Genomic DNA, 21,897 nt, shown 5'->3' on the forward strand with positions numbered 1-21,897 from the left:
GTCTGCGACCCATTTGCCGTTCAGTTGCCGTCTCGACGCAGCGCGATGCGGTTGGGATATGGACTGAGATAACAAAGGACACCATTTGGAAAGCCTGTTGAAACTGCCCGTGGCGAGTGGGGCCAAGGTCAGGATTTTACAAATAACCGATACCCACCTTTTTGCCGGCGAGAATGAGACCTTGCTGGGCATCAATACCTACCGCAGCTATCACGCGGTGTTGGATGCCGTTCGCGCGCAGCAGCGGGAATGCGATCTGGTTGTCGCCACCGGTGACCTGGCGCAGGATCATTCCCTTGAGGCCTACCGGCACTTTGCCGACGGCATCGCCCACCTGCCGGCGCCATGCGTCTGGCTGCCGGGTAACCACGATTTTCAGCCGGCAATGGTTGACGCGCTGGCGGCGGCGGGCATTTCCCCGTCAAAGCAGGTTTTACTGGGCGACGACTGGCAGGTGATCCTGCTGGACAGCCAGGTGTTCGGCGTGCCGCACGGCGAGCTGAGCGAATACCAGCTGGAATGGCTGGAACGCTGTCTCCAGGCATATCCCGAGCGCTACACGCTGTTGCTGTTGCATCATCATCCGCTGCCGTCCGGCTGCACCTGGCTCGATCAGCACAGCCTGCGCAACCCGCACATGCTGGACGCCGTTCTGCTGCGTTATCCAAAGGTGAACACCCTGCTGTGCGGGCATATTCATCAGGATCTTGATCTGGCCTGGCGTGGCCGCCGGGTATTGGCCAGCCCCTCGACCTGTGTGCAATTCAAGCCGCATTGTACTAATTTTACCATCGATGACGTTTCTCCAGGCTGGCGCTATCTCGATCTGCTGCCGGATGGCCGCGTGGAAACGCAGGTCTTCCGCCTGGAAAACGATGATTTCCGCCCCGACATGGATTCGGAAGGGTATTGATGTCAACGCTGCTTTATCTACACGGCTTTAACAGCTCCCCCCAATCGGCCAAGGCGTCGTCGTTCAAGGCGTGGCTGGCTGAGCATCATCCACGTATCGATATGCTGGTGCCGCAGCTGCCGCCTTACCCGGCAGAGGCCGCTGAACTGCTGGAGAATCTGGTGATGGCGCGCGCCGGGCAGATGCTCGGCGTGGTGGGGTCGTCGCTGGGGGGATATTACGCCACCTGGCTGTCGCAGTGTTTTGCGCTGCCGGCAGTAGTGGTAAATCCTGCTGTTAAGCCGTTTGAGCTGCTGATTGACTACCTTGGTCAAAACGAGAACCCCTACACCGGTCAACAATATGTGTTAGAGTCTCGTCACGTTTACGATCTGAAAGTGATGCAGATCGATCCCCTGGAGTCGCCGGATTTGATCTGGCTGCTGCAGCAAACGGGCGATGAAATTCTCGATTACGGCCAGGCAGTGGCGTATTACAGCGCCTGCCGGCAAACGGTGGAGTCAGGTGGAAACCATGCCTTCGTCGGTTTCGAGCACTACTTCCCGCAGATTGTGGATTTTTTAGGGCTCAACGCGGTCTGAACGGGCCGTCCGGCACCTTCCTTTAACCACGAAAAAATAATCAACGATGACTCAATCCAGCTATAACGCTGATGCCATTGAAGTACTCAGCGGTCTAGAACCAGTGCGCCGTCGTCCCGGTATGTATACCGACACGTCGCGCCCGAACCACCTCGGCCAGGAGGTGATTGATAACAGCGTCGATGAAGCGTTGGCTGGCCATGCGAAGCGCATTGACGTGATTCTGCACGCCGATCAGTCACTGGAAGTGGTTGACGACGGTCGCGGCATGCCGGTGGACATCCACCCGGAAGAGGGCGTGCCGGCGGTGGAATTGATCCTGTGCCGGCTGCATGCCGGCGGTAAATTCTCCAACAAGAACTACCAGTTCTCCGGCGGTCTGCACGGCGTGGGTATTTCGGTGGTCAATGCCCTGTCGAAACGGGTGGAGGTCAACGTTAAGCGTGATGGCAATATTTACAGCATCGCGTTTGAAAACGGCGACAAGGTGCAGGATCTTACCGTCACCGGTTCGTGCGGTAAGCGTAACACCGGTACCAGCGTTCATTTCTGGCCGGACGAACAGTTCTTTGACAGCCCGCGCTTCTCCGTTTCGCGCCTCAGCCATTTGCTGAAGGCCAAAGCGGTGCTGTGTCCGGGCGTTGAAATCTATTTTATCGACAAGGTGAACAACACCGAGCAGCGCTGGTGCTATCAGGACGGCCTGACCGACTACCTGATGGAGGCGGTCAATGGCCTGATCGCCCTGCCGGAAGCGCCGTTTGTCGGCAGTTTCGCCGGTGACATCGAAGCGGTGGACTGGGCATTGCTGTGGCTGCCGGAGGGCGGTGAGCTGCTGACCGAAAGCTACGTCAACCTGATCCCGACCATGCAGGGCGGTACCCACGTCAATGGTTTGCGCCAGGGATTGCTGGACGCGATGCGCGAGTTCTGCGAGTTCCGCAATATCCTGCCGCGCGGCGTGAAGCTGTCGGCCGAGGATATCTGGGATCGTTGCGCCTATGTCTTATCGGTGAAAATGCAGGATCCGCAGTTTGCCGGGCAGACCAAGGAACGCTTGTCGTCGCGTCAATGCGCGGCGTTTGTTTCCGGCGTGGTGAAGGACGCTTTCAGCCTGTGGCTGAACCAGAACGTGCAGGCAGCGGAGCAGTTGGCCGAGCTGGCGATTTCCAGCGCTCAGCGTCGTCTGCGTGCGGCAAAAAAAGTGGTACGCAAAAAGCTGACCAGCGGTCCGGCACTGCCGGGCAAACTGGCCGACTGTACCGCACAGGATCTCAGCCTGACCGAACTGTTCCTGGTAGAAGGGGATTCGGCGGGCGGTTCGGCCAAACAGGCGCGCGATCGCGAATATCAGGCGATCATGCCGCTGAAGGGCAAGATCCTGAACACCTGGGAAGTGTCCTCGGACGAAGTGCTGGCTTCGCAGGAAGTGCATGACATTTCCGTCGCCATCGGTATCGATCCGGACAGCGACGATCTGAGCCAGCTGCGCTATGGCAAAATCTGCATCCTGGCGGATGCGGACTCCGACGGCCTGCACATCGCGACGCTGCTGTGCGCGCTGTTCGTCCGCCACTTCCGTTCGCTGGTCAAGGGCGGTCACGTTTACGTGGCGATGCCGCCGCTGTACCGCATCGACCTCGGCAAGGAAGTGTACTACGCGCTCGACGAGGAAGAAAAAGCCGGCGTACTGGAGCAGTTGAAGCGCAAGAAAGGCAAGCCGAACGTGCAGCGCTTTAAAGGGCTGGGTGAGATGAACCCGCTGCAACTGCGCGAAACCACTCTCGATCCGAATACGCGCCGTTTGGTGCAGTTGACGGTGAACGATGAGGATGTCGATCAGACGCTGGCGATGATGGATATGCTGTTGGCCAAGAAGCGCTCTGAAGATCGCCGCAACTGGTTGCAGGACAAAGGCGATATGGCCGAACTGGCGGTCTGACGACCGACGAGAGAGCCCCAGGTGCGCTGAGGCGCAAACAAAAAACCCGGCGAACCTGCCGGGTTTTCTTTTTACAGTGCCGCTTCCAGCACGTGAATATTGATACCCAGCACGCTGTCTTTGATGGTCGCCCGATGGCGATGCATATGCTCCATCTCCTGGTGTTTTTCCAGGTGCGCCATGCTGGCCCATTTTTCCAGCATAAATATTGAGTCCGGCACGCTTTGCTTCCATGGCAACTGCGCGTTGTAGTCGATCATCGGCTGATAGCCGCCGCAGCCGTCTTCCGCCAATACCGACGGGATCAACTTTTCGAACGCTTGCAATACGCTCTCACGGTGGCCCGGCTTTACTTTGATTTCTGCAATTACGGTGATCATCACAACCTCGTTTTTCAAACAGCGAAATGTCTATGCCTAATGCTTCATGCCGCAGCGCAACGGCTGACCAACCCACCCACCGGCGTGCCGAGCGATGTAGCCTGGCGCTGGCAGCGTAAATCACGGCGGCTATAGTTAAGCAAAAGTTTTGGCCAGGTGCTCACGATATCGTGCGATATCGCCTTGAATATCAGGCTGTTTGATGACGTCGTTACAGATAAAGGTCGGCAGTGCTTCCATGCCGAGGAATTCGTTGGCCTTGTGGAAATGCAGGTAAACGCCGTCAACGCCAACGCCGTGGAAGAACTGTTCCGGGTCGGTAAAGGCTTCCAACGGTGCGTTCCAGGTCAGGCTGAGCATGTGCTTTTTGCCTTGCAGCAGGCCACCGGAACCGTATTTCTTGCTGGCGTCGGAGCGGGTACGGCCGTCGCTGGCGTACAGGCTGCCGTGGCCGGCGGTAAACACTTCATCGATGTACTTTTTCAGGATCCAGGGTTCGCCCATCCACCAACCCGGCATCTGGTAAATAATCGCGTCGGCCCACAGGTATTTTTGCACTTCTTCTTCAATGTCGTAGCCGTGATCAACCACCGTTAGCTGGACGTCATGGCCGGCGTCGCGCAGGAAAGAGGCGGCGACGTCGGTCAGCGTGTCATTCAGTTCGCCATTGGAGTGGCCAAATTTTTTGCCTGCGTTGATCAGTAGGATGTTGCTCATCAGCGGTCCTCTTTCAATAATAAAATGATTGGAGGAGTGTACGCCGGATTGTAGAGGGGAAAAATGCGCGCTGAGTCACATTACTTTTGCTGATTTAGCAATAATCGAACGGATAACAACCGCTAACCCTGGCGGTGTCACCGACAATGCTGTGACAGAATACGGCCAGATAAGGTACTATCGCCAGCAAGAATCGACAAGCAATCACGGGCACTGCTTTTGTGAACGACAGTCCTTTGCCCCCGAATCAGGATTGCCAAGCCACGGTCTGAGGATAATTGAGTAATGAGTGATCTGACTCATGACGGTGTTGAGCGTTTACCGCTGCACACATTCACTGAAAACGCCTATCTGAACTATTCCATGTACGTCATCATGGATCGGGCGCTACCGTATATTGGCGACGGCCTCAAGCCGGTACAGCGCCGCATCATTTACGCCATGTCCGAACTGGGGTTGAACAACAGCGCCAAGTTCAAGAAGTCCGCCCGTACCGTGGGTGACGTACTGGGTAAATACCACCCGCACGGCGACAGCGCCTGTTATGAAGCGATGGTACTGATGGCGCAGCCATTCTCCTACCGTTACCCGCTGGTGGACGGCCAGGGCAACTGGGGGGCACCGGACGATCCGAAGTCGTTCGCCGCGATGCGTTATACCGAGTCGCGCCTGTCGAAGTATGCCGAAGTGCTGTTGGCCGAACTGGGGCAAGGCACGGTGGACTGGGTGCCGAACTTTGACGGCACCCTGCAAGAGCCCAAAATGCTGCCGGCACGCCTGCCGAACATCCTGCTGAACGGAACCACCGGCATCGCCGTCGGTATGGCCACCGATATTCCGCCGCACAACGTGCGGGAAGTTGCCGCCGCCGCCGTCGCGCTGATCGACAAGCCGGGCGCGTCGCTTGATGAGCTACTGGAGTTCGTGCAGGGGCCTGATTTTCCAACCGAAGCGGAAATCATTACGCCACGCGACGAAATTCGCAAAATCTACCAGAATGGCCGCGGTTCGGTACGCATGCGCGCGGTCTGGAAAAAAGAAGACGGCAGCGCGGTGATCACCGCCTTGCCGCACCAGGTCTCTGGCGCCAAAGTGCTGGAGCAGATTGCCAGCCAGATGCGTGCCAAGAAGCTGCCGATGGTCGAAGATCTGCGCGATGAGTCGGATCATGAAAACCCGACCCGGCTGGTTATTGTGCCGCGCTCTAACCGGGTGGATCTCGAGCAGGTGATGAACCACCTGTTTGCCACCACCGATCTGGAGCGCAGCTATCGCGTCAACATGAACATGATCGGCCTGGATAACCGCCCGTCGGTGAAAGGGCTGGTGGAAATCATTACCGAGTGGCTGGCGTTCCGCCGCGACACCGTGCGTCGCCGCCTCAACTACCGTCTGGAAAAAGTGCTCAAACGCCTGCACATTCTGGAAGGTTTGCTGATTGCGTTCCTCAATATCGATGAAGTGATCCACATCATCCGCAGCGAGGACGAGCCGAAGCCGGTGCTGATGCAGCGCTTTGGCATCAGTGAAACCCAGGCGGAAGCGATCCTCGAGCTGAAATTGCGCCACCTGGCGAAGCTCGAAGAGATGAAGATCCGCGGTGAACAGGACGAACTGGCCAAGGAACGTGACCAGTTGCAGGCGCTGCTGGCGTCCGAACGCAAGCTGAACACCCTGATCAAGAAAGAAATTCAGGCGGACTCCCTGGCTTATGGCGACGATCGTCGTTCGCCGTTGACTGAACGCGCCGAAGCCAAGGCAATGAGCGAGCATGATTTTGTGCCGTCCGAGCCGGTGACTATCGTACTGTCGGAAATGGGCTGGGTACGCAGTGCCAAAGGCCATGATATCGATCCGAGCGGCCTGAGTTACAAGGCCGGCGATACGTTCCGCGCCGCCGCGCGCGGCAAGACCAACCAGCCGGTGGTGTTTATCGATTCTACCGGGCGCAGTTACGCGCTCGATCCGTTGACGCTGCCGTCTGCACGTGGGCAGGGCGAACCGCTGACCGGCAAGCTGACCCCGCCGCCGGGTGCCACCATCGAACAGGTGATCATGGCCGCCGACGACCAGAAACTGCTGATGGCGTCCGATGCCGGTTACGGCTTCGTGTGCACCTTCAACGATCTGGTGGCGCGCAACCGTGCTGGCAAAGTGATGATTACCTTGCCGGAAAATGCCAAGGCGCTGCCGCCGATGGAGATTCACGGCGACGACGACATGCTGCTGTCGATCACCAAGGCCGGCCGTATGCTGATGTTCCCGGTAGCGGACTTGCCGCAGCTGTCGAAGGGCAAGGGCAACAAAATCGTCTCGATCCCGTCGGCGCAGGCCGCGTCCGGTGAGGACGTGCTGTCCTGGCTGTTCGTGCTGCCGCCGCAAACCTCGCTGACGCTGCACGTCGGCAAGCGGAAACTGACGCTGCGGCCGGAAGATTTGCAGAAATTCCGTGCCGAACGTGGCCGCAAGGGGACGCTGTTGCCACGGGGACTCCAGCGCATCGATCGCGTTGAGCTGGATCTGCCGCAGCGGGCGTCAACCGGCGATAGCGAAGAATAAGCACCGGGCGCAGCATGGCGATGTTGCGCCGGTTTACTTCATGTCGGCGATGGTTGTTTTCAAATAGTTAACATTTCCCCGCATAAATTTATTGTGCGGATTGTCTGCTGGCAGGAAAATAGCAAAAAAATAGTGAGATACCTGACAGGGTTCGCGCTGTATCCCGGTGGCAACATCAATGCAGCCTGAAGCATGACGGGTCGCTGTTTTGCGAAAGGAATGCGCGTCAGCAGTGTGCTAATGAGGTTGTTATGTTATTAATTTTGCGTGCCGTTTTCGTCACTGTATTCTGTATTCTGGTGTGCATCTTCGGTTCGATTTACTGTCTGTTCAGTCCGCGTAACCCTCGTCATGTGGCGACGTTTGGCCATCTGTTTGGCCGTCTGTCGACGGTATTTGGCCTGAAGGTCGAAGTGCGTCGGCCCGCCGGGGCGGACGACTACGGCAACTGCATTTACATTGCCAACCATCAAAACAATTACGATATGGTCACCGCGTCCAATGCCGTGCAGCCGCGAACCGTTACCGTCGGTAAAAAAAGCCTGGCGTGGATCCCGTTTTTTGGCCCACTGTATTGGCTGACCGGTAATCTGCTGATAGATCGGGATAACCGTGCCAAGGCGCATGGCACCATTTCGCAGGTAGTTGAACAGATAGGCAAACGTAATATCTCCATCTGGATGTTCCCGGAAGGCACCCGCAGCCGCGGCCGTGGTCTGATGCCGTTTAAAACCGGGGCATTTCATGCGGCGATTACCGCCGGCGTGCCGGTTGTGCCGATCTGCGTATCCAATACCAGTAATAAAATCAATCTGAACCGTTGGAACAACGGTCACGTGATTGTCGAGATGCTGGAACCGATCGATACCTCGAAATACGGTAAAGAAAACGTGCGTGAGTTGGCGACCCATTGCCGCGAGCTGATGCAGGTGAAAATCGCGCAGCTGGATGAAGAAGTCGCCCAGCGCGAAGCGGCCGGAAAATAATATTGCCAACGGCAGCAAATGATATTTTTTTAAACGGCAACCTCCGCCGTTAACGCCGGGTTACCTGCTACGCTTAAGCGCATGGTCGGGCCCGGTTTTTGCACACGGTTTAGTTTTTGTTTTCATGGAGAAAATATGTCACTCAGTCGACGTCAGTTTATTCAGGCATCGGGCTTGGCGCTGTGCGCGGGAGCGGTGCCGCTGAGGGCTGAGGCGAGCGGAGCGCAGACCCCGTTACCGATTCCCCCGCTGTTGGAGTCGCGTCGTGGCCAACCGCTGTTCTTAACCCTGCAACGTGCCCACTGGGCATTTATGGCGAACAACAAAGCCGCGGTGTGGGGCGTCAACGGCATGTACCTGGGACCGACGGTGCGTGTCTATAGCGGTGATGACGTCAAACTGATTTACAGCAACCGGCTGACGGAACCGGTGTCGATGACCGTCAGCGGTCTGCAGGTTCCCGGAACCCTGATGGGCGGTGCGGCGCGCATGATGTCGCCCGGGGTCGACTGGTCGCCGGTGCTGCCGATTCGTCAGGCGGCAGCGACCTGCTGGTATCACGCCAATACGCCGAATCGCATGGCTCCGCACGTCTATAACGGCCTGGCCGGTCTGTGGCTGATCGAAGACGACATTAGCAAGACATTGCCGTTGCCGAACCATTACGGCGTAGATGACTTCCCGGTGATCGTTCAAGACAAGCGCCTGGACAATTTCGGCACGCCGGAATACAACCCGCCGTCGCAGGGAGGCTTCGTTGGCGATACCCTGCTGGTTAACGGCGTGCAGAACCCGTATGTGGAAGTGTCACGCGGCTGGGTGCGACTGCGGTTGCTCAATGCCTCCAACTCACGCCGCTATGTGCTGCAATTGAGCGATGGCCGCCCGCTGAACGTGATAGCCAGCGATCAGGGCTTCCTGCCGGCGCCGGTGGCGGTGCAGCAGCTTTCCCTGGCTCCGGGCGAACGACGCGAAGTGCTGATTGACATGTCGAAAGGCGACGAGGTCACGATCAATGCCGGCGAAGCGGCGGGCATCATGGATCGTCTCCGCGGTCTGTTCGAGCCTTCCAGCCTGTTGGTATCGACCCAGGTGCTGACGCTAAAACCCACCGGCCTGCTGCCGTTGGTCACCGACAACCTGCCGATGCGCCTGCTGGCGGATCAGTTGCTGGACGGCAGCGTCAGCCGGTCGCGCGAATTCCGGCTGGGTGACAGCGTGGCGGGTATCAATGGCGCCATCTGGGATATGAACCGCGTCGACGTGCAAACCCAGCAGGGCAGTTGGGAGCGCTGGACCGTGCATGCCGACTCGCCGCAGGCGTTCCATATCGAAGGCGTGCAGTTCCTGGTGAAGCGGGTTAACGGCGCTCAGCCAATGGCCGAAGATCGCGGTTGGAAAGATACCGTCTGGGTCGACGGCGAGGTAGAACTGCTGGTCTATTTCACCCAGCCGTCATCGGAACATTTCCCGTTCCTTTATCACAGCCAGACGCTGGAAATGGCCGATCGCGGTAGCGCCGGCCAGTTTGTGGTGCAGCCGTCGCTCTAGTCGCTCGGCAAGGTTGGTGCAGGGCTGCTGTATCGCGGCTTATTGTTGCATCCGGCGTGTGGCATAACCGCTAGCCGCAGGCCCGTCTGCAAAGCCGGGCAGGGCGTTGAGCGATGGTGGTTATGGCAGCACGCCGGCGGCCACGCGGTTGGCCAGTTCCACCGCCTGCGACAGCGGCCAACCGGCGGAAAGGCCGGCCAGCAGACCGGCACAGTGGGCGTCGACGTTGTCGAGCGTCTCGGCCCCGCTGGCCGTGTCCAGTGCGCATTGCTGCGGCGCGTTTTTCCCGCTACAGATCCAGACGCCGTCCCCGGCCAATCGGCAAATCAGGCTGATGTTGTGCGCTGCTGCATAGCGCTGTGCGGCCTCAACCGCGTTGCCTTCGCCGCACAGCAGCGCGGTTTCCTGGCGGTTTAGTGACAGCAGGGTGTGGCTGTCGCTGAGCATGGCAAAAAAATCTTCGCCGAGCTGCGCAAGCTGTGGCCCGGGTACCAGCAACCGCCATTGATCGTACGGCAGGCGGGTCAGCCACTCGCGCAGCACCTCGCCCGACTCGCCCGTCAGCCGATCGCCATTCAGGTAAACCAGCGTTTCCTGCGTCAGTGGCAGCGTGGCCAGCTGAGCCTTGTTCCACTGCGTTTCGCAACCGGCGACGGTAATGACGCTGTGTTCACCGTTTTCCCCCGACAGGGTCAGACGCCAGCCGTTGTCCATTTGTCCGTGGTGCAGCAGCACCGGTAAGTTGAGTGCGTTCATTGCCGCTTCAATGGCCGCGGCCCACGGGCCGTTACCGACCGGCATGCCATTAATTACCGGCACATCGAGCTGGCGCAATAGACCTGCGACCCGAAAGGCGCTGCCGCCAATCTGCCGTTGTTGTGCCGTGGCGGTCTGTTGTTGGGCGCAGCGCGGCAGATGTGGCAACCTCAGTTCCGCCTCTCCCATTGCACCGCCCAGCACCAGTACCGGCGATAGCGGATAAAATTCAGTCATTTACTTCTCCCGCTGCTTCAGCGACGTCTCTATGTCGGCGAGCACACTAAAATACTTTGTTGGAAATAACCATGCTCTTTTGGCGGGGAGTGCGTATAATCGCCGCCCGGCGATTAATTAACCTGCAAAAGAGCACTCGAATGAGCACCACCAGCTTGATCCAACCGGATCGCGAACTGTTTTCCTATAAGCCTTATTGGGCCGAATGTTATGGCACTGCGCCGTTTTTACCGATGTCGCGTGAAGAGATGGACCAATTGGGCTGGGACAGCTGTGATGTGATTATTATCAGCGGTGATGCCTATGTCGACCATCCCAGTTTCGGTATGGCAATTATCGGCCGCATGCTGGAAGCGCAGGGGTTTCGCGTGGGCATCATCGCCCAGCCGGACTGGAGCAACAAAGACGATTTCATGCGTTTGGGCAAACCGAACCTGTTTTTCGGCATCACCGCCGGCAATATGGATTCGATGATCAACCGCTATACCGCCGATCGCAAGCTGCGCCACGACGATGCCTATACTCCGGGTAACGTAGGCGGCAAACGTCCCGATCGTGCAACGCTGGTATATACCCAGCGCTGCAAGGAAGCCTATAAAGACGTGCCGATCGTGCTCGGTGGCATCGAAGCCAGCCTGCGCCGCATCTCCCATTACGACTATTGGTCCGATACCGTGCGCCGTTCAATCCTGGTGGATTCCAAGGCCGATATGCTGATCTACGGCAACGGCGAGCGCCCGCTGGTGGAAGTGGCGCACCGTCTGGCCGCCGGCGAGAAAATCGCCGATATCCATGACATCCGCAATACCGCGGTGATGCGCAAAGGCCCCTTGCCGGGCTGGAGCGGCGTGGATTCCACCCGTCTGGACAAGCCGGGTCGCATTGAACCGATCCCGAACCCGTATGGCGAAGACCTGCCGTGCGCCGACGGTACCAAGCCAGAACCGGAAGCCAAACCGGTCACCGTGCGTGCCGCCAAGCCAAAGCCGTGGGAAAAAACCTACGTACTGCTGCCATCGTTTGAAAAGGTGAAGGCAGACAAAGTGCTGTACGCCCATACCTCGCGCATTTTGCACCATGAAACCAACCCGGGTTGTGCCCGTGCGCTGATGCAAAAACACGGCGATCGCTACGTATGGCTCAACCCGCCGGCGATCCCGCTGACCACCCCGGAAATGGACAGCGTCTTCGCGCTGCCTTATCAACGCGTGCCGCACCCATCCTATGGCGAAGCGCGTATTCCGGCCTATGACATGATCCGTTTCTCGGTCAACATCATGCGCGGCTGCTACGGCGGCTGTTCGTTCTGTTCAATCACCGAACACGAAGGGCGCATCATCCAGAGCCGTTCCGAAGATTCGATCATTCGTGAAATTGAAGAGATTCGCGACAAGGTGCCGGGCTTTACCGGAGTGATTTCCGATCTCGGCGGTCCAACCGCCAACATGTACATGCTGCGCTGTACCAACCCGCGTGCCGAGCAGACCTGCCGTCGCGCCTCGTGCGTGTATCCGGAAATCTGCACCTACATGGATACCAACCACGAACCGACCATCAAGCTATACCGCCGCGCGCGCGAGCTGGAGGGGGTGAAGAAGATCCTGATTGCCTCCGGTGTGCGTTACGATCTGGCGGTGGAAGATCCGCGCTATATCAAGGAACTGGCCACCCACCACGTTGGCGGCTATCTGAAGATTGCGCCGGAACACACCGAAACAGGGCCGCTGTCGAAGATGATGAAGCCAGGGATGGGCAGTTACGATCGCTTCAAGCAACTGTTCGATCAGTATTCGAAGCAGGCTGGCAAAGAACAGTACCTGATCCCGTACTTTATCTCCTCGCACCCGGGGACACGCGACGAGGATATGGTCAATCTGGCGCTGTGGCTGAAGAAGAACCGCTTCCGTCTCGATCAGGTGCAGAACTTCTATCCGTCGCCGATGGCCAACTCCACCACCATGTACTACAGCGGCAAAAACCCGCTGAGCAAAGTGGGTTACAAAACCGAAGACGTATTTATCCCGCGCGGCGATCGTCAGCGCCGCCTGCATAAGGCACTGCTGCGTTATCACGACCCGGCCAACTGGGCGCTGATTCGCGGCGCGCTGGAAGAGATGGGCATGAAGCACCTGATCGGCAGCCGCCGTGAATGCCTGGTACCGGCACCGAGCATTGATGAGCAACGCGAGGCCAAACGCCTGCAACGCCACACCCGCCCGGCACTGACCAAGCACACGGATATCCAGCGCCAGCGTACGCCGACCAACAGACCGCCGCGCAAGCCGATCCGCAACGGCAAGCCGTAATCGTCACGCCTTGGCGCAACATTGGCATACCTCTCTTCAGCGGGCGCGGTTAATCACCGTGCCCGCTGTGTTTATCGGGGTTACAGTTGGCTATACGCCGCTTCTACCTTGTTCAGGTAGCGTGGCGCCTGCGCCGACGGGTGATGCTGGCCTACATGCCAGCGGAAGGCTTCCGGCGACAGAGAGTTGATCATGCGTACCGCCTGTTTGCGGTTGCTGGAAAAGGTGCGCAGCAGCGCCCCTGCGCCGTTGGCGTAGGCTACCTCGGTGGCGTAGCGCAGCGTTACCGGGTCATCGATCCCCTTGAGCTGACGTTGCAGCGATGCCAGGTAGGCCGCGCCCAGATCGATATTGGTATCAGGATCCAGCAGGTCGTCGTCGTCCGGACAGCCACTTTTGCCTTTGAAACGATAGGCGTCGCAACCGGCGGTAGAGGCTTTGAGCTGCATCAGTCCAATCGCATTGGAGCGGCTGACGGCTTGCGGGTTAAAACCCGATTCCACCTGGATCATCGCGGTAATCAGTTTGGCGTCAACGTCATAATCGTCAGCGGCATCTTCGATGGCATCGTCAAAGGCGTGGCGATCGTAACTGACGCGTTGCTGTTTGCTGGAACAGCCGGCCAGTATCAACATGGCCAGGGTAACGCCCAGACGTGAACGGGAGGAGATAGAGAAGTTCATGGTGCTCCGTGCTGTAATGAATGTTCGCCCAGTGCGGGAAACCGCAGCAGTATCGCGTCATCATAACGTCAGCAGAGGCAAATATCTTGCGCTAAAAGGCACAATCCCGCCCGCTTCCGGCTGGAGGAGGGGCGGGGCCGGCAGCTATAGCGTTTCCGGGTCAGGCCCCAGGCGATGGCCGGTGTCCAGCTTGGCGATTTGGCTCAATTCGTCTTTATCCAGTTTAAAATCAAACACCTCGAAGTTCTCGCGAATGCGTCTTGGCGTAACGGATTTCGGAATGACGATCAAACCGCAGTCCAGATGCCAGCGTATGACAATCTGCGCCGGGGTCTTCTGGTATTTTTCCGCCAGCTTTTTAATCACCGGCTGGTCAAATACGCCTTTGCCGCCCTGAGCCAGCGGGCTCCAGGCTTCAGTGGCGATTTTATGGGTGGCATTCCAGGCGTGCAACTGGCGCTGTTGCAGCAACGGGTGCAGTTCGATTTGGTTAATCACCGGCATAACGCCGGTTTCGTCCTGCAGGCGTTGCAGATACGGAACGTGGAAATTGCACACGCCTATGCTCTTCGCCAGCCCCTGATCACGCAGTGCGATCAGTTCGCGCCAGGCATCGACGTATTGATCCTGTGATGGCCGTGGCCAGTGGATCAGATACAGATCGACGTAGTCCAATTGCAGCTTTTTCAGGCTGGTTTCCAGTGCCGCCTGCGGATTGCCCTGATCGTCGTTCCACAGTTTGGTGGTGATGAACAGGTCACTGCGGGCTACCGAGGCTGACTGCAGCGCATCGCCGACGCCCTCCTCGTTTTTATAGATTGCAGCGGTATCAATGGAGCGATAACCCACTTGCAGGGCTTCAGCCACGGCGTTGGTCGTCTCTTCAATGCTCGCCTGCCAAACGCCGAGACCCAACTGCGGCATCAGATTGCCATCGTGGAGTTTGATGATGGGTTGCGTTGTCATGCGTTTCTCCTTTTGACCTGATTGCCGGCTCCGATCGTCAAGAGCCGGGAATTAAAGCCTAGCAGGAAATCGCCAGGTTGTGATTAACGTGCGGCCTGGTAAATGCGCTCGCTGACCGCCAGCGTGATGTCCTGATGTTCACCCAGGGCGGTCATGCCGTGCTGTTGCAGCTTGTCGAGCAACGCCGGGATGCTGCTGCCGTCAAGCTGATAGTCCGCCATGCGGGTCGGCACGCCCATTTTTTCGAAGAATTCGCGGGTGGCGGCGATTGCCGCATCGATACGCTGTTCTTCAGAACCGTCGCGCAGGCCCCAGACGCGCTCGGCGTATTGCAGCAGTTTTTCGCGTTTTTGCGCTTTCTTTTCCACCAATAGTGCGGGCAACACGATTGCCAGCGTTTGCGCATGGTCGAGGCCATGCATGGCGGTCAGTTCATGACCCAGCATATGGGTGGCCCAATCCTGCGGCACGCCGGCGCCAATCAGGCCGTTCAATGCCATGGTGGCGCTCCACATCACGTTGGCGCGCACCGCGTAGTTTTCTGGCTCGGCCAGCGCACGTGGACCGTCTTCCAGCAGCGTCAGCAGCAGACCTTCGGCAAAACGGTCCTGGACTTTGGCATCCACCGGATAGGTCAGGTACTGCTCAATGGTATGTACGAAGGCGTCAACCACGCCGTTGGCGATCTGGCGCGCTGGCAGCGAGTAGGTCACCACCGGATCGAGCACCGCGAACAGCGGTTGTACCAGCGGCGAGAAGAAGTGTTGCTTGTCGCCGCTGCTTTTACGGGTGATCACCGCGCCGCTGTTGGACTCGGAACCGGTAGCCGGCAGAGTGAGCACGCAGCCCATTGGCACCGCCTGGGTGATTTCGCTGCCGACGGTTTGCAGAATGTGCCACGGGTCGCGGTCGGCGCTGTAGTCGGCCGCAGCGGCAATGAACTTGGTGCCGTCAACCACCGAACCGCCGCCGACCGCCAGCAGGAAATCGATGTTTTCTGCGCGCACGATCTCTACCGCTTTCATCAGCGTTTCGTAGGTCGGGTTGGGTTCAATGCCGGAAAATTCCTGCACGTTGCGGCCGGCCAGTGCGGCATAGACCTGATCCAGCACGCCGTTTTTCTTCACGCTGCCGCCACCGTAAGTGATCAGGATGCGCGCATCGGCCGGGATCTGCTGGCCCAGTTCGGCAATTTGATCTTTACCGAACAGAATTTTAGTCGGGGTATGAAGAATAAAGTTTTGCATAGGTTATTTGTCCAGTTTGAAGCCTTGTTGCCGAATGGCGGAAAGCACCTTCGGGAAATAAATATGTTGGTAATAACTGGCGGTATTGTTGCCCCAGTCATCGCCGTCGCTGCGGCCGATCTGCTGCCAGTGCTGTACCAGCGTCTGGTTATAGGCCTTGATGGCGTCCGGCAGCGCCTCGCGTTGATAGCGCTCTTCGTGACGGAAGCTGGCCAGCGGCAGGCGGGGTTTCTGCACTGCCGGCTGGTCGACGTAGCCGATGGCCACGCCGGCGACCGGAAACGTCAGCTCCGGCAACTGCAGAAAATCGATCATCGCCTGCGGATCGCGGCGGATGCCGCCGATCGGCACAATACCCAGGCCGTGCGAACGTGCGGCGGTCATCAGCGCGCCGAGGGCGATGCCGACGTCGGTGCTACCGGAAATCAGGCTCTCAACGCTTTGATGCGCCAGCTGCTGTTTGCCGCTTATCGCCATGCCGAGACGGGTTTTGTGCATATCCAGCACCACGGTGATGAACACCGGTGCCCTGGCGATCCACGCCTGGCCACCGGCCATCTCGGCAATGCGCGCCCGCTGTTCGGCGTTGCGTGTAACGATCAGTGAAACCTGTTGTGAGTTCACCGAGGTTGGCGCCAGATGCGCGGCGGCGATAATGCTGTCGAGCACCTCATCGGCGATCGGCGTATCGAGATAGCTGCGTTCGCTGCGATGCGACGTCAGCAATTCTAGTGTCGGGTTCATGGCACTCCTGCGCGGGTTGGTGACGCCTTGCCTAAAACCCCAAACGGTGGTGGCGGGCGTCAAAGTCATGGAGCGTATTGTCAGTAACCCGGGGCAACATCACAATGCACATTTCTGTTTGGTTCTTGCCTATTCCTACGAAAGGCTATAGAAATGGATAGGTTTATATTATTATTTATGCCGGATTGTTCTGGATGTAAGAGGGTGTTTCCGTGTCCGAAATTAATGAACTGCGTAGCCGTATGGCGCGACAGGCCGCGCGTTTTGCCAACGGCAATGGCTATACTCCCTCGCCGGTGCCGCGAGTAAAGATTCTGTATGTCGACCAACACAGCCCACGTCAGCCGGTGATGTATGAACCGGGCATCGTGATCATCTTTCAAGGTCACAAGGTTGGTTATTGCGGCAGCAAGGTGTTCCAGTACGATCCGCGTAACTATCTGTTGATGACGGTGCCGCTGCCGTTTGAATGCGAAACCTTTGCCAGCCCGCAACAGCCGCTGGTGGGGATGGCCGTCAATATTGATACCCAGATGCTGCAGGATCTGCTGATCGACATCGGCGACGATGATTATCTGATGAAGCCGCATGCCGACAGCAACGGCGTCAACTGCGCGCAGTTGAGCGACGAGATGCTGTGCGCCACCGAGCGTTTGCTGGACGTGATGGAACGCCCTCTGGATGCGCGGGTGCTGGGGCCGCAGATCGTGCGCGAAATCCTGTATTACGTGCTGCGTGGCAGCTGTGGCGCGTCGTTGCAGGAACTGGTTAGCCGACATACCCACTTCAGCCAGATCGCCAGAGCGTTGCGGCGGATTGAAAACCAGTATGCGGAAAACCTGAACGTTGAGGCGCTGGCCAGCGAAGTCAACATGAGCGTGTCGGCGTTTCATCATAATTTCAAAGCAGTAACTAACACCTCGCCGTTGCAGTACGTCAAATCATACCGCTTGCACAAGGCGCGGCTGTTGATGGTGCATGACGGGCTCAAGGCAAGTACCGCCGCGATACGCGTTGGTTATGAAAGCGCTTCGCAATTCAGCCGCGAATTCAAACGCTTCTTCGGTGTAACGCCGAGCGATGAGCTCGCCCGGCTGCGTGGCACCGGCGCCGCGTTTATGGAAGGGTAAGCACGATTTTGCCGAAGGCGCCGCGATCGAGGTGATCCAGCGCCTCAGGCAAACGATCGAAGCGGTAGCGCTGTTCGATAACCGGTTGCAGGCCACTGGTATCCACCGCGCGCACCAAATCTTCCAGAGCGCGGCGGTGACCGACGCCGATGCCCTGCACCGTCGGCGATTTCAGCAACAGCAAGCCGGCCGAGCCGGCCAACTCGAACCCTTCCAGTGCGCCGATGACCGAAATGCGGCCATGTACCGCCACTGCGCGCAGAGAGTTGGCCAGGTTGCTGCCGCCGACGGTATCGATGACGTGATCGACGCCGCGATCCTGCGTCATCTGATACAGCGTCTCCACCCAGTCGCCCTGCAGGCGGTTGATGCCGTAATCGGCGCCCAGCGCTTTGGCCTGGCTCAACTTCTGCTCACTGCTGGAGGTCAGGTAAACCTGTGCGCCATGAGTCTTGGCGATTTGCAGCGCGAACAGCGCCACGCCGCCGGTGCCTTGCACCAGTACCGTTTGCCCGGCGTGCAACTGGCCGCGTTCGATCAGCGCAAACCAGGCGGTAAGCCCGGCCACCGGTAGCGTACTGGCCTGGGCATCGTCCAGCGTGTGCGGTGCGGCACTGAGCCAGTCTTCATCTACTACGATATATTCCGCCAGTACGCCCTGATAAAACCCGCCCAAGGTGTTATAGGGTGGGGTTCGGGCATTGCCGCGCGGTTGGCCGTCAATCCAGCCGGGGGCAAAGTTCGAAATGACCCGCTCGCCGAGGCGAAAGCGGCTGGCTTCGGCACCCACGGCGTCAATCTCGCCGGCCATATCCGACCCCGGAGTGAACGGCAGCGGCATGGTCACCGGCATCTGTCCTTCAATTACCATTTTGTCGCGGTAATTCAGCGCGATGGCCTTTACCCTGACTCGCACCTGATGTGGTCCTGGCTGCGGAATATCGCCGTGGCCCAGTTGCAGATTCTCTCGCCCGACGGCGTTCATGGTCCAGCGTTGCATGGTATTCGCCATGGTTTTCTCTCAGTGATTAAACGACTGGGCAATCTTATCGTTGATTCTATTTCGCTAGTGGCGATAGTATTTCCTTTAATTGTTTCCTTTTTGGCTACAAATCATGAGCGATCGCTTGAATGGCATCTCGGTGTTTGTCACCGCCGTGGAGGCTGGAAATTTCGCGCTGGCGGCCAGCCGGCTGCATCTGTCACGTTCAGCGGTGGGTAAAACCATCGCCCGGCTGGAGCAGCGGCTGGGTGTGCGACTGTTTCATCGCACCACCCGTAGCCAAAGCCTGACCGATGACGGTGCATTGTTCTATGAACGTTGCCTGCGAGCGCTGGAGGAGATCCGCGCGGCGGAAACGCTGCTGGAAAGCGGCAAACGGCAGGTGAGCGGGCGGCTGAGAGTGTCGATGCCGGTGCTGTTTGGCCGCCTGTGCATTGCGCCAATCCTGACTGAACTGGCCCGCGAACATCCACGGCTGGAACTGGAGCTGTCGTTTAACGACCGTCCGGTGGACATGATCGAGGATGGATTTGATCTGGTGGTGCGCAACGGCACGCTGCCGGACAGCACACGGCTGGTGGCTCGCCGTCTGGGCAATCACCACATGGCGTTTTGCGCCTCGCCGGCCTATCTGGCGCGTTGTGGCGAGCCGACCACGCTGGACGCGCTGGCGCAGCACGATGCGGTGGCCTATCTGCGCTCCGGCACGATACGTAACTGGGAAGTGCCGCTGCAAGCGGGTGAAAGCCGGCTGATTGTGCCCCGGGCGCGGCTGGTGATGGACGATCTGCAAGCGCTGGCGGATGCGACAATGGCAGGCTTTGGCATCGGCTGGTTACCGTGCTGGCTGGTACGCGAGCAATTGCTCAGTGGTGAACTGGTGCGGGTATTGAAGCAGTATCCGGGCGCCGAGTTCAACGCGCATGCCCTGTGGCCGCACACGCCGCATCTGCCGTTAAAGGTTCGTCTGGCCGTGGATGCGCTGGCGAACAAACTGCCCGCCAGCATGGCGTTGATTGAGGCGCAGCTGTAAGGCGCTGTTATCCGTGTTCAGGTAGCGCTGCGTCTTTTGCGCCAGATCACAAGCATCGCGCCGAGCAGGCCAATCACCAGCAGCACGATCGGCAGGATCATCAACCCGGCCATCACCTGATCTTCGTAGCGTTTCACCAGCGGGATTTGGCTAAACGCATAGCCAAGGCTAACCACGGCGCCGACCCAAATCACCGCACTCAGCCAGTTGAAGAACTGGAAACGGCCGTTGCTGAGGCCGGATATGCCGGCGATGGTGGGGAGCAGAGTACGAACAAACGCCAGAAAGCGGCCGATAAGCAGCGCCATCAGGCCATGGCGATTAAACAGCATATGGGCTCGTTGGTGATACTGCACAGGCAATTGCAGCAACCAGCTTTTCACCAGGCCGGTATGGCCGAGCCAGCGGCCTTGCAAATAGCTGAACCAGCAGCCGAGGCTGGCAGCCAGCGTCAGCAGTAGCAGGGTCGGCACGAAGGCCATGACGCCCTTGGCAATCAGAGCGCCCGCCAGCAGCAGCAGGCTATCGCCGGGCAGGAAAGACGCGGGGAGCAAACCATTTTCCAAAAACAGGGTGGTGAAAAGCACGGCGTAAACCACCCAGATCACGCCAGGATCGGCCAGGGCGGTAAAATCCTGTTGCCAAAGCGCGTGAACAATCTCTCTCAATACATCCATTCTATGTCCTGTTGCGCCGGTGCGGGGTCAAGCGAATAGCGATATGCCCAGAATCAACGGAAATGCAGGAAGGCGGCAGCCGAGCGACCGGAGGGGCTTACTCCGCCGGGCGGTAAGTAAGGCGGCCAACACGCCAACAGCTTTACGTAAGGTGGCTATAGTGTACCCCTAATGGTTTCGCAGCACATTAAACCAGAGGTAGAAATGTGTGCCAAAAGGCGATTTTAGCGATTCATCATACCGGCGGCCAACGATCAACTGGCGATGCGCGCGAAACCGGCGGCCAGATCGTCGATCAGATCCTGTACGTTTTCCAGACCGATATGCACCCGTACCAGCGTACCGACAAAATCAACGCCGCCTACCGGCCGAATGGCGTCCAGTTCTTCAGGTTGATTGGCCAGGATCAGCGATTCAAAGCCGCCCCAGGAATAGGCCATGGTGAAATGGCGGAAATTGTCGAGATAATCAGCCAGCTGCTGTTCGCTTAGCCGTTGCTTCAACACAAAGGAAAACAGGCCGTTACAGCCGCTGAAATCACGTTGATAAAACGCATGTCCCTTGCAGCCTGGCAGCGCCGGGTGATTCACCACCGCCACCTCCGGGCGTTCGGCCAGCCATTGCGCCACCGCAATGCTATTTTGTTGGTGCTGCTTTAAGCGAACCCCCAGGGTGCGCAAGCCACGGCTGGCCATATAGGCGGTATCGGCGTCGACCATCTGACCCATCAGATAGGAATACTCGCGCAGCTGCTCCCAACAGCGGGCGTTGGCGACGGCGGTGCCGAGCATGTAGTCGGAATGACCGATGATGTATTTGGTGCCAGCCTGAATGGAGATATCGATGTCGAACTCCAGCGCCTTGAACAGTACCCCCGCAGCCCAGGTGTTGTCGATCATGATGACAATCTCCGGGTTGACGGCGCGAATGGCCTTGACCATGGCGGGAATATCCTGCACTTCCATGGTGATGGAGCCGGGAGACTCCAGAAATACCACTTTGGTATTGGGCTGGATCAGCTCGGCAATGCCGGCACCGATCAGCGGATCGAAGTAGTCGGTGGCGACGTTCATGCGGCCGAGGATATGGGTGCAGAAATCCTGCGTCGGTTCATACACCGAGCCGGTCACCAGCAGGTGGTCGCCGGCGCTGACGAAAGACAGAATGGCATTGGATACCGCCGCAGCACCACACGGGTAGAGCACGCAACCCGCGCCGCCTTCCAGTTCGGTCATTGCGTCCTGTAGCGCAAAGTGGGTCAGGGTGCCGCGACGGCCATAAAACAGTTCGCCGTGCGCCCGCTGGGCGGTGGCCTGCCGTTTTGCCGCCACGGTATCGAACACCAGTGAAGACGCACGCTGCGTGACCGGGTTAACCGCTCCCTGGGTATAGCGTTTGCTGCGGCCAACGCCGATCAACGCGGTTTCAAGATGTTTGGACGTCATGCGGGCTTACCTTATTGCTGTTCACTGGCAGAATGTCCCTT

19 protein-coding genes are annotated in these 21,897 nt (G+C 58.5%); 9 read left to right on the forward strand and 10 right to left on the reverse strand.

Annotated elements, in window-relative coordinates:
* Positions 1-85: 85 nt before the first annotated feature.
* Genes cpdA through parE form a run of 3 tightly spaced genes read left to right on the forward strand, consistent with a single transcriptional unit; the run spans position 86 to position 3,436 of the window.
* Complete coding sequence (gene cpdA / locus NYE85_RS07580) at positions 86-913, forward strand: 3',5'-cyclic-AMP phosphodiesterase (RefSeq protein WP_259004100.1); 828 nt, start codon at positions 86-88, stop codon at positions 911-913.
* Entirely contained in the window at positions 913-1,494 is a 582-nt protein-coding gene (gene yqiA / locus NYE85_RS07585) for an esterase YqiA (protein ID WP_259004102.1), read from the forward strand. The genes cpdA and yqiA overlap by 1 nt, the downstream gene beginning before the upstream one ends.
* 46 nt (positions 1,495-1,540) lie before the next feature.
* Positions 1,541-3,436, forward strand: a complete 1,896-nt coding sequence (gene parE, locus NYE85_RS07590) for a DNA topoisomerase IV subunit B (protein WP_259004104.1) — start codon at positions 1,541-1,543, stop codon at positions 3,434-3,436.
* A gap of 71 nt (positions 3,437-3,507) precedes the next feature.
* Here parE and NYE85_RS07595 read toward each other — a convergent pair whose 3' ends face one another.
* Complete coding sequence (locus NYE85_RS07595; RefSeq protein WP_259004107.1) at positions 3,508-3,816, reverse strand: putative quinol monooxygenase; 309 nt, start codon at positions 3,814-3,816, stop codon at positions 3,508-3,510.
* A 135-nt stretch (positions 3,817-3,951) separates the two neighbouring features.
* Complete coding sequence (locus NYE85_RS07600) at positions 3,952-4,533, reverse strand: NAD(P)H-dependent oxidoreductase (RefSeq protein WP_259004109.1); 582 nt, start codon at positions 4,531-4,533, stop codon at positions 3,952-3,954.
* A 285-nt stretch (positions 4,534-4,818) separates the two neighbouring features.
* On the opposite strand from NYE85_RS07600, the gene parC reads away from it, so the two are divergent.
* The 3 genes from parC (at position 4,819) to ftsP (ending at position 9,629) form a co-directional block, all read left to right on the forward strand.
* A complete protein-coding gene (gene parC, locus NYE85_RS07605) occupies positions 4,819-7,092 on the forward strand; it encodes a DNA topoisomerase IV subunit A (protein ID WP_259004111.1) in 2,274 nt (757 codons plus the stop codon).
* 251 nt (positions 7,093-7,343) lie between these two features.
* Complete coding sequence (locus tag NYE85_RS07610) at positions 7,344-8,078, forward strand: 1-acylglycerol-3-phosphate O-acyltransferase (RefSeq protein ID WP_259004113.1); 735 nt, start codon at positions 7,344-7,346, stop codon at positions 8,076-8,078.
* 135 nt (positions 8,079-8,213) lie between these two features.
* Positions 8,214-9,629: a cell division protein FtsP gene (gene ftsP, locus NYE85_RS07615; protein ID WP_259004114.1), complete on the forward strand. Its 1,416-nt coding sequence runs from the start codon at positions 8,214-8,216 to the stop codon at positions 9,627-9,629.
* Positions 9,630-9,749: 120 nt separating this feature from the next.
* Here the strand turns inward: ftsP and NYE85_RS07620 are convergent, their stop codons facing one another.
* Positions 9,750-10,622, reverse strand: coding sequence for a PfkB family carbohydrate kinase (locus NYE85_RS07620; RefSeq protein WP_259004116.1), 873 nt, complete (start codon positions 10,620-10,622; stop codon positions 9,750-9,752).
* 140 nt (positions 10,623-10,762) lie between these two features.
* On the opposite strand from NYE85_RS07620, the gene NYE85_RS07625 reads away from it, so the two are divergent.
* The gene (locus NYE85_RS07625; protein WP_259004118.1) at positions 10,763-12,928 is read left to right on the forward strand and encodes a YgiQ family radical SAM protein; all 2,166 of its coding nucleotides are present in this window, start codon (positions 10,763-10,765) and stop codon (positions 12,926-12,928) included.
* An 80-nt stretch (positions 12,929-13,008) separates the two neighbouring features.
* Here the strand turns inward: NYE85_RS07625 and NYE85_RS07630 are convergent, their stop codons facing one another.
* The 4 genes from NYE85_RS07630 to NYE85_RS07645 form a co-directional block, all read right to left on the reverse strand.
* Complete coding sequence (locus NYE85_RS07630) at positions 13,009-13,611, reverse strand: transglycosylase SLT domain-containing protein (protein WP_259004120.1); 603 nt, start codon at positions 13,609-13,611, stop codon at positions 13,009-13,011.
* 144 nt (positions 13,612-13,755) lie between these two features.
* On the reverse strand, positions 13,756-14,577 hold the full coding sequence (gene dkgA, locus NYE85_RS07635; RefSeq protein ID WP_259004122.1) for a 2,5-didehydrogluconate reductase DkgA: 822 nt from the start codon (positions 14,575-14,577) through the stop codon (positions 13,756-13,758).
* Positions 14,578-14,660: 83 nt separating this feature from the next.
* Positions 14,661-15,824: an alcohol dehydrogenase gene (gene yqhD / locus NYE85_RS07640; protein WP_259004124.1), complete on the reverse strand. Its 1,164-nt coding sequence runs from the start codon at positions 15,822-15,824 to the stop codon at positions 14,661-14,663.
* Between the two features lie 3 nt (positions 15,825-15,827).
* The gene (locus NYE85_RS07645) at positions 15,828-16,568 is read right to left on the reverse strand and encodes an NADPH-dependent oxidoreductase (protein WP_259004126.1); all 741 of its coding nucleotides are present in this window, start codon (positions 16,566-16,568) and stop codon (positions 15,828-15,830) included.
* Positions 16,569-16,780: 212 nt separating this feature from the next.
* Between NYE85_RS07645 and NYE85_RS07650 the strand changes: the two genes are divergently transcribed.
* The gene (locus tag NYE85_RS07650) at positions 16,781-17,698 is read left to right on the forward strand and encodes an AraC family transcriptional regulator (protein ID WP_309600857.1); all 918 of its coding nucleotides are present in this window, start codon (positions 16,781-16,783) and stop codon (positions 17,696-17,698) included.
* Here NYE85_RS07650 and NYE85_RS07655 read toward each other — a convergent pair.
* Positions 17,685-18,710 carry an NAD(P)-dependent alcohol dehydrogenase gene (locus tag NYE85_RS07655; protein WP_259004128.1) on the reverse strand — a complete coding sequence of 342 codons (1,026 nt, stop codon included), beginning with the start codon at positions 18,708-18,710 and terminating at the stop codon, positions 17,685-17,687. The genes NYE85_RS07650 and NYE85_RS07655 overlap by 14 nt on opposite strands.
* 103 nt (positions 18,711-18,813) lie before the next feature.
* Between NYE85_RS07655 and NYE85_RS07660 the strand changes: the two genes are divergently transcribed.
* Positions 18,814-19,734: a LysR family transcriptional regulator gene (locus tag NYE85_RS07660; protein WP_259004130.1), complete on the forward strand. Its 921-nt coding sequence runs from the start codon at positions 18,814-18,816 to the stop codon at positions 19,732-19,734.
* A gap of 17 nt (positions 19,735-19,751) precedes the next feature.
* Here NYE85_RS07660 and NYE85_RS07665 read toward each other — a convergent pair whose 3' ends face one another.
* A complete protein-coding gene (locus NYE85_RS07665; RefSeq protein WP_259004132.1) occupies positions 19,752-20,411 on the reverse strand; it encodes a DedA family protein in 660 nt (219 codons plus the stop codon).
* 254 nt (positions 20,412-20,665) lie between these two features.
* Positions 20,666-21,856 carry a cystathionine beta-lyase gene (gene metC, locus NYE85_RS07670; RefSeq protein ID WP_259004134.1) on the reverse strand — a complete coding sequence of 397 codons (1,191 nt, stop codon included), beginning with the start codon at positions 21,854-21,856 and terminating at the stop codon, positions 20,666-20,668.
* Positions 21,857-21,897 lie beyond the last annotated feature (41 nt).

Source organism: Serratia sp. AKBS12, from assembly GCF_024793895.1.
In the GTDB taxonomy this organism is placed as follows: domain Bacteria; phylum Pseudomonadota; class Gammaproteobacteria; order Enterobacterales; family Enterobacteriaceae; genus Serratia_F.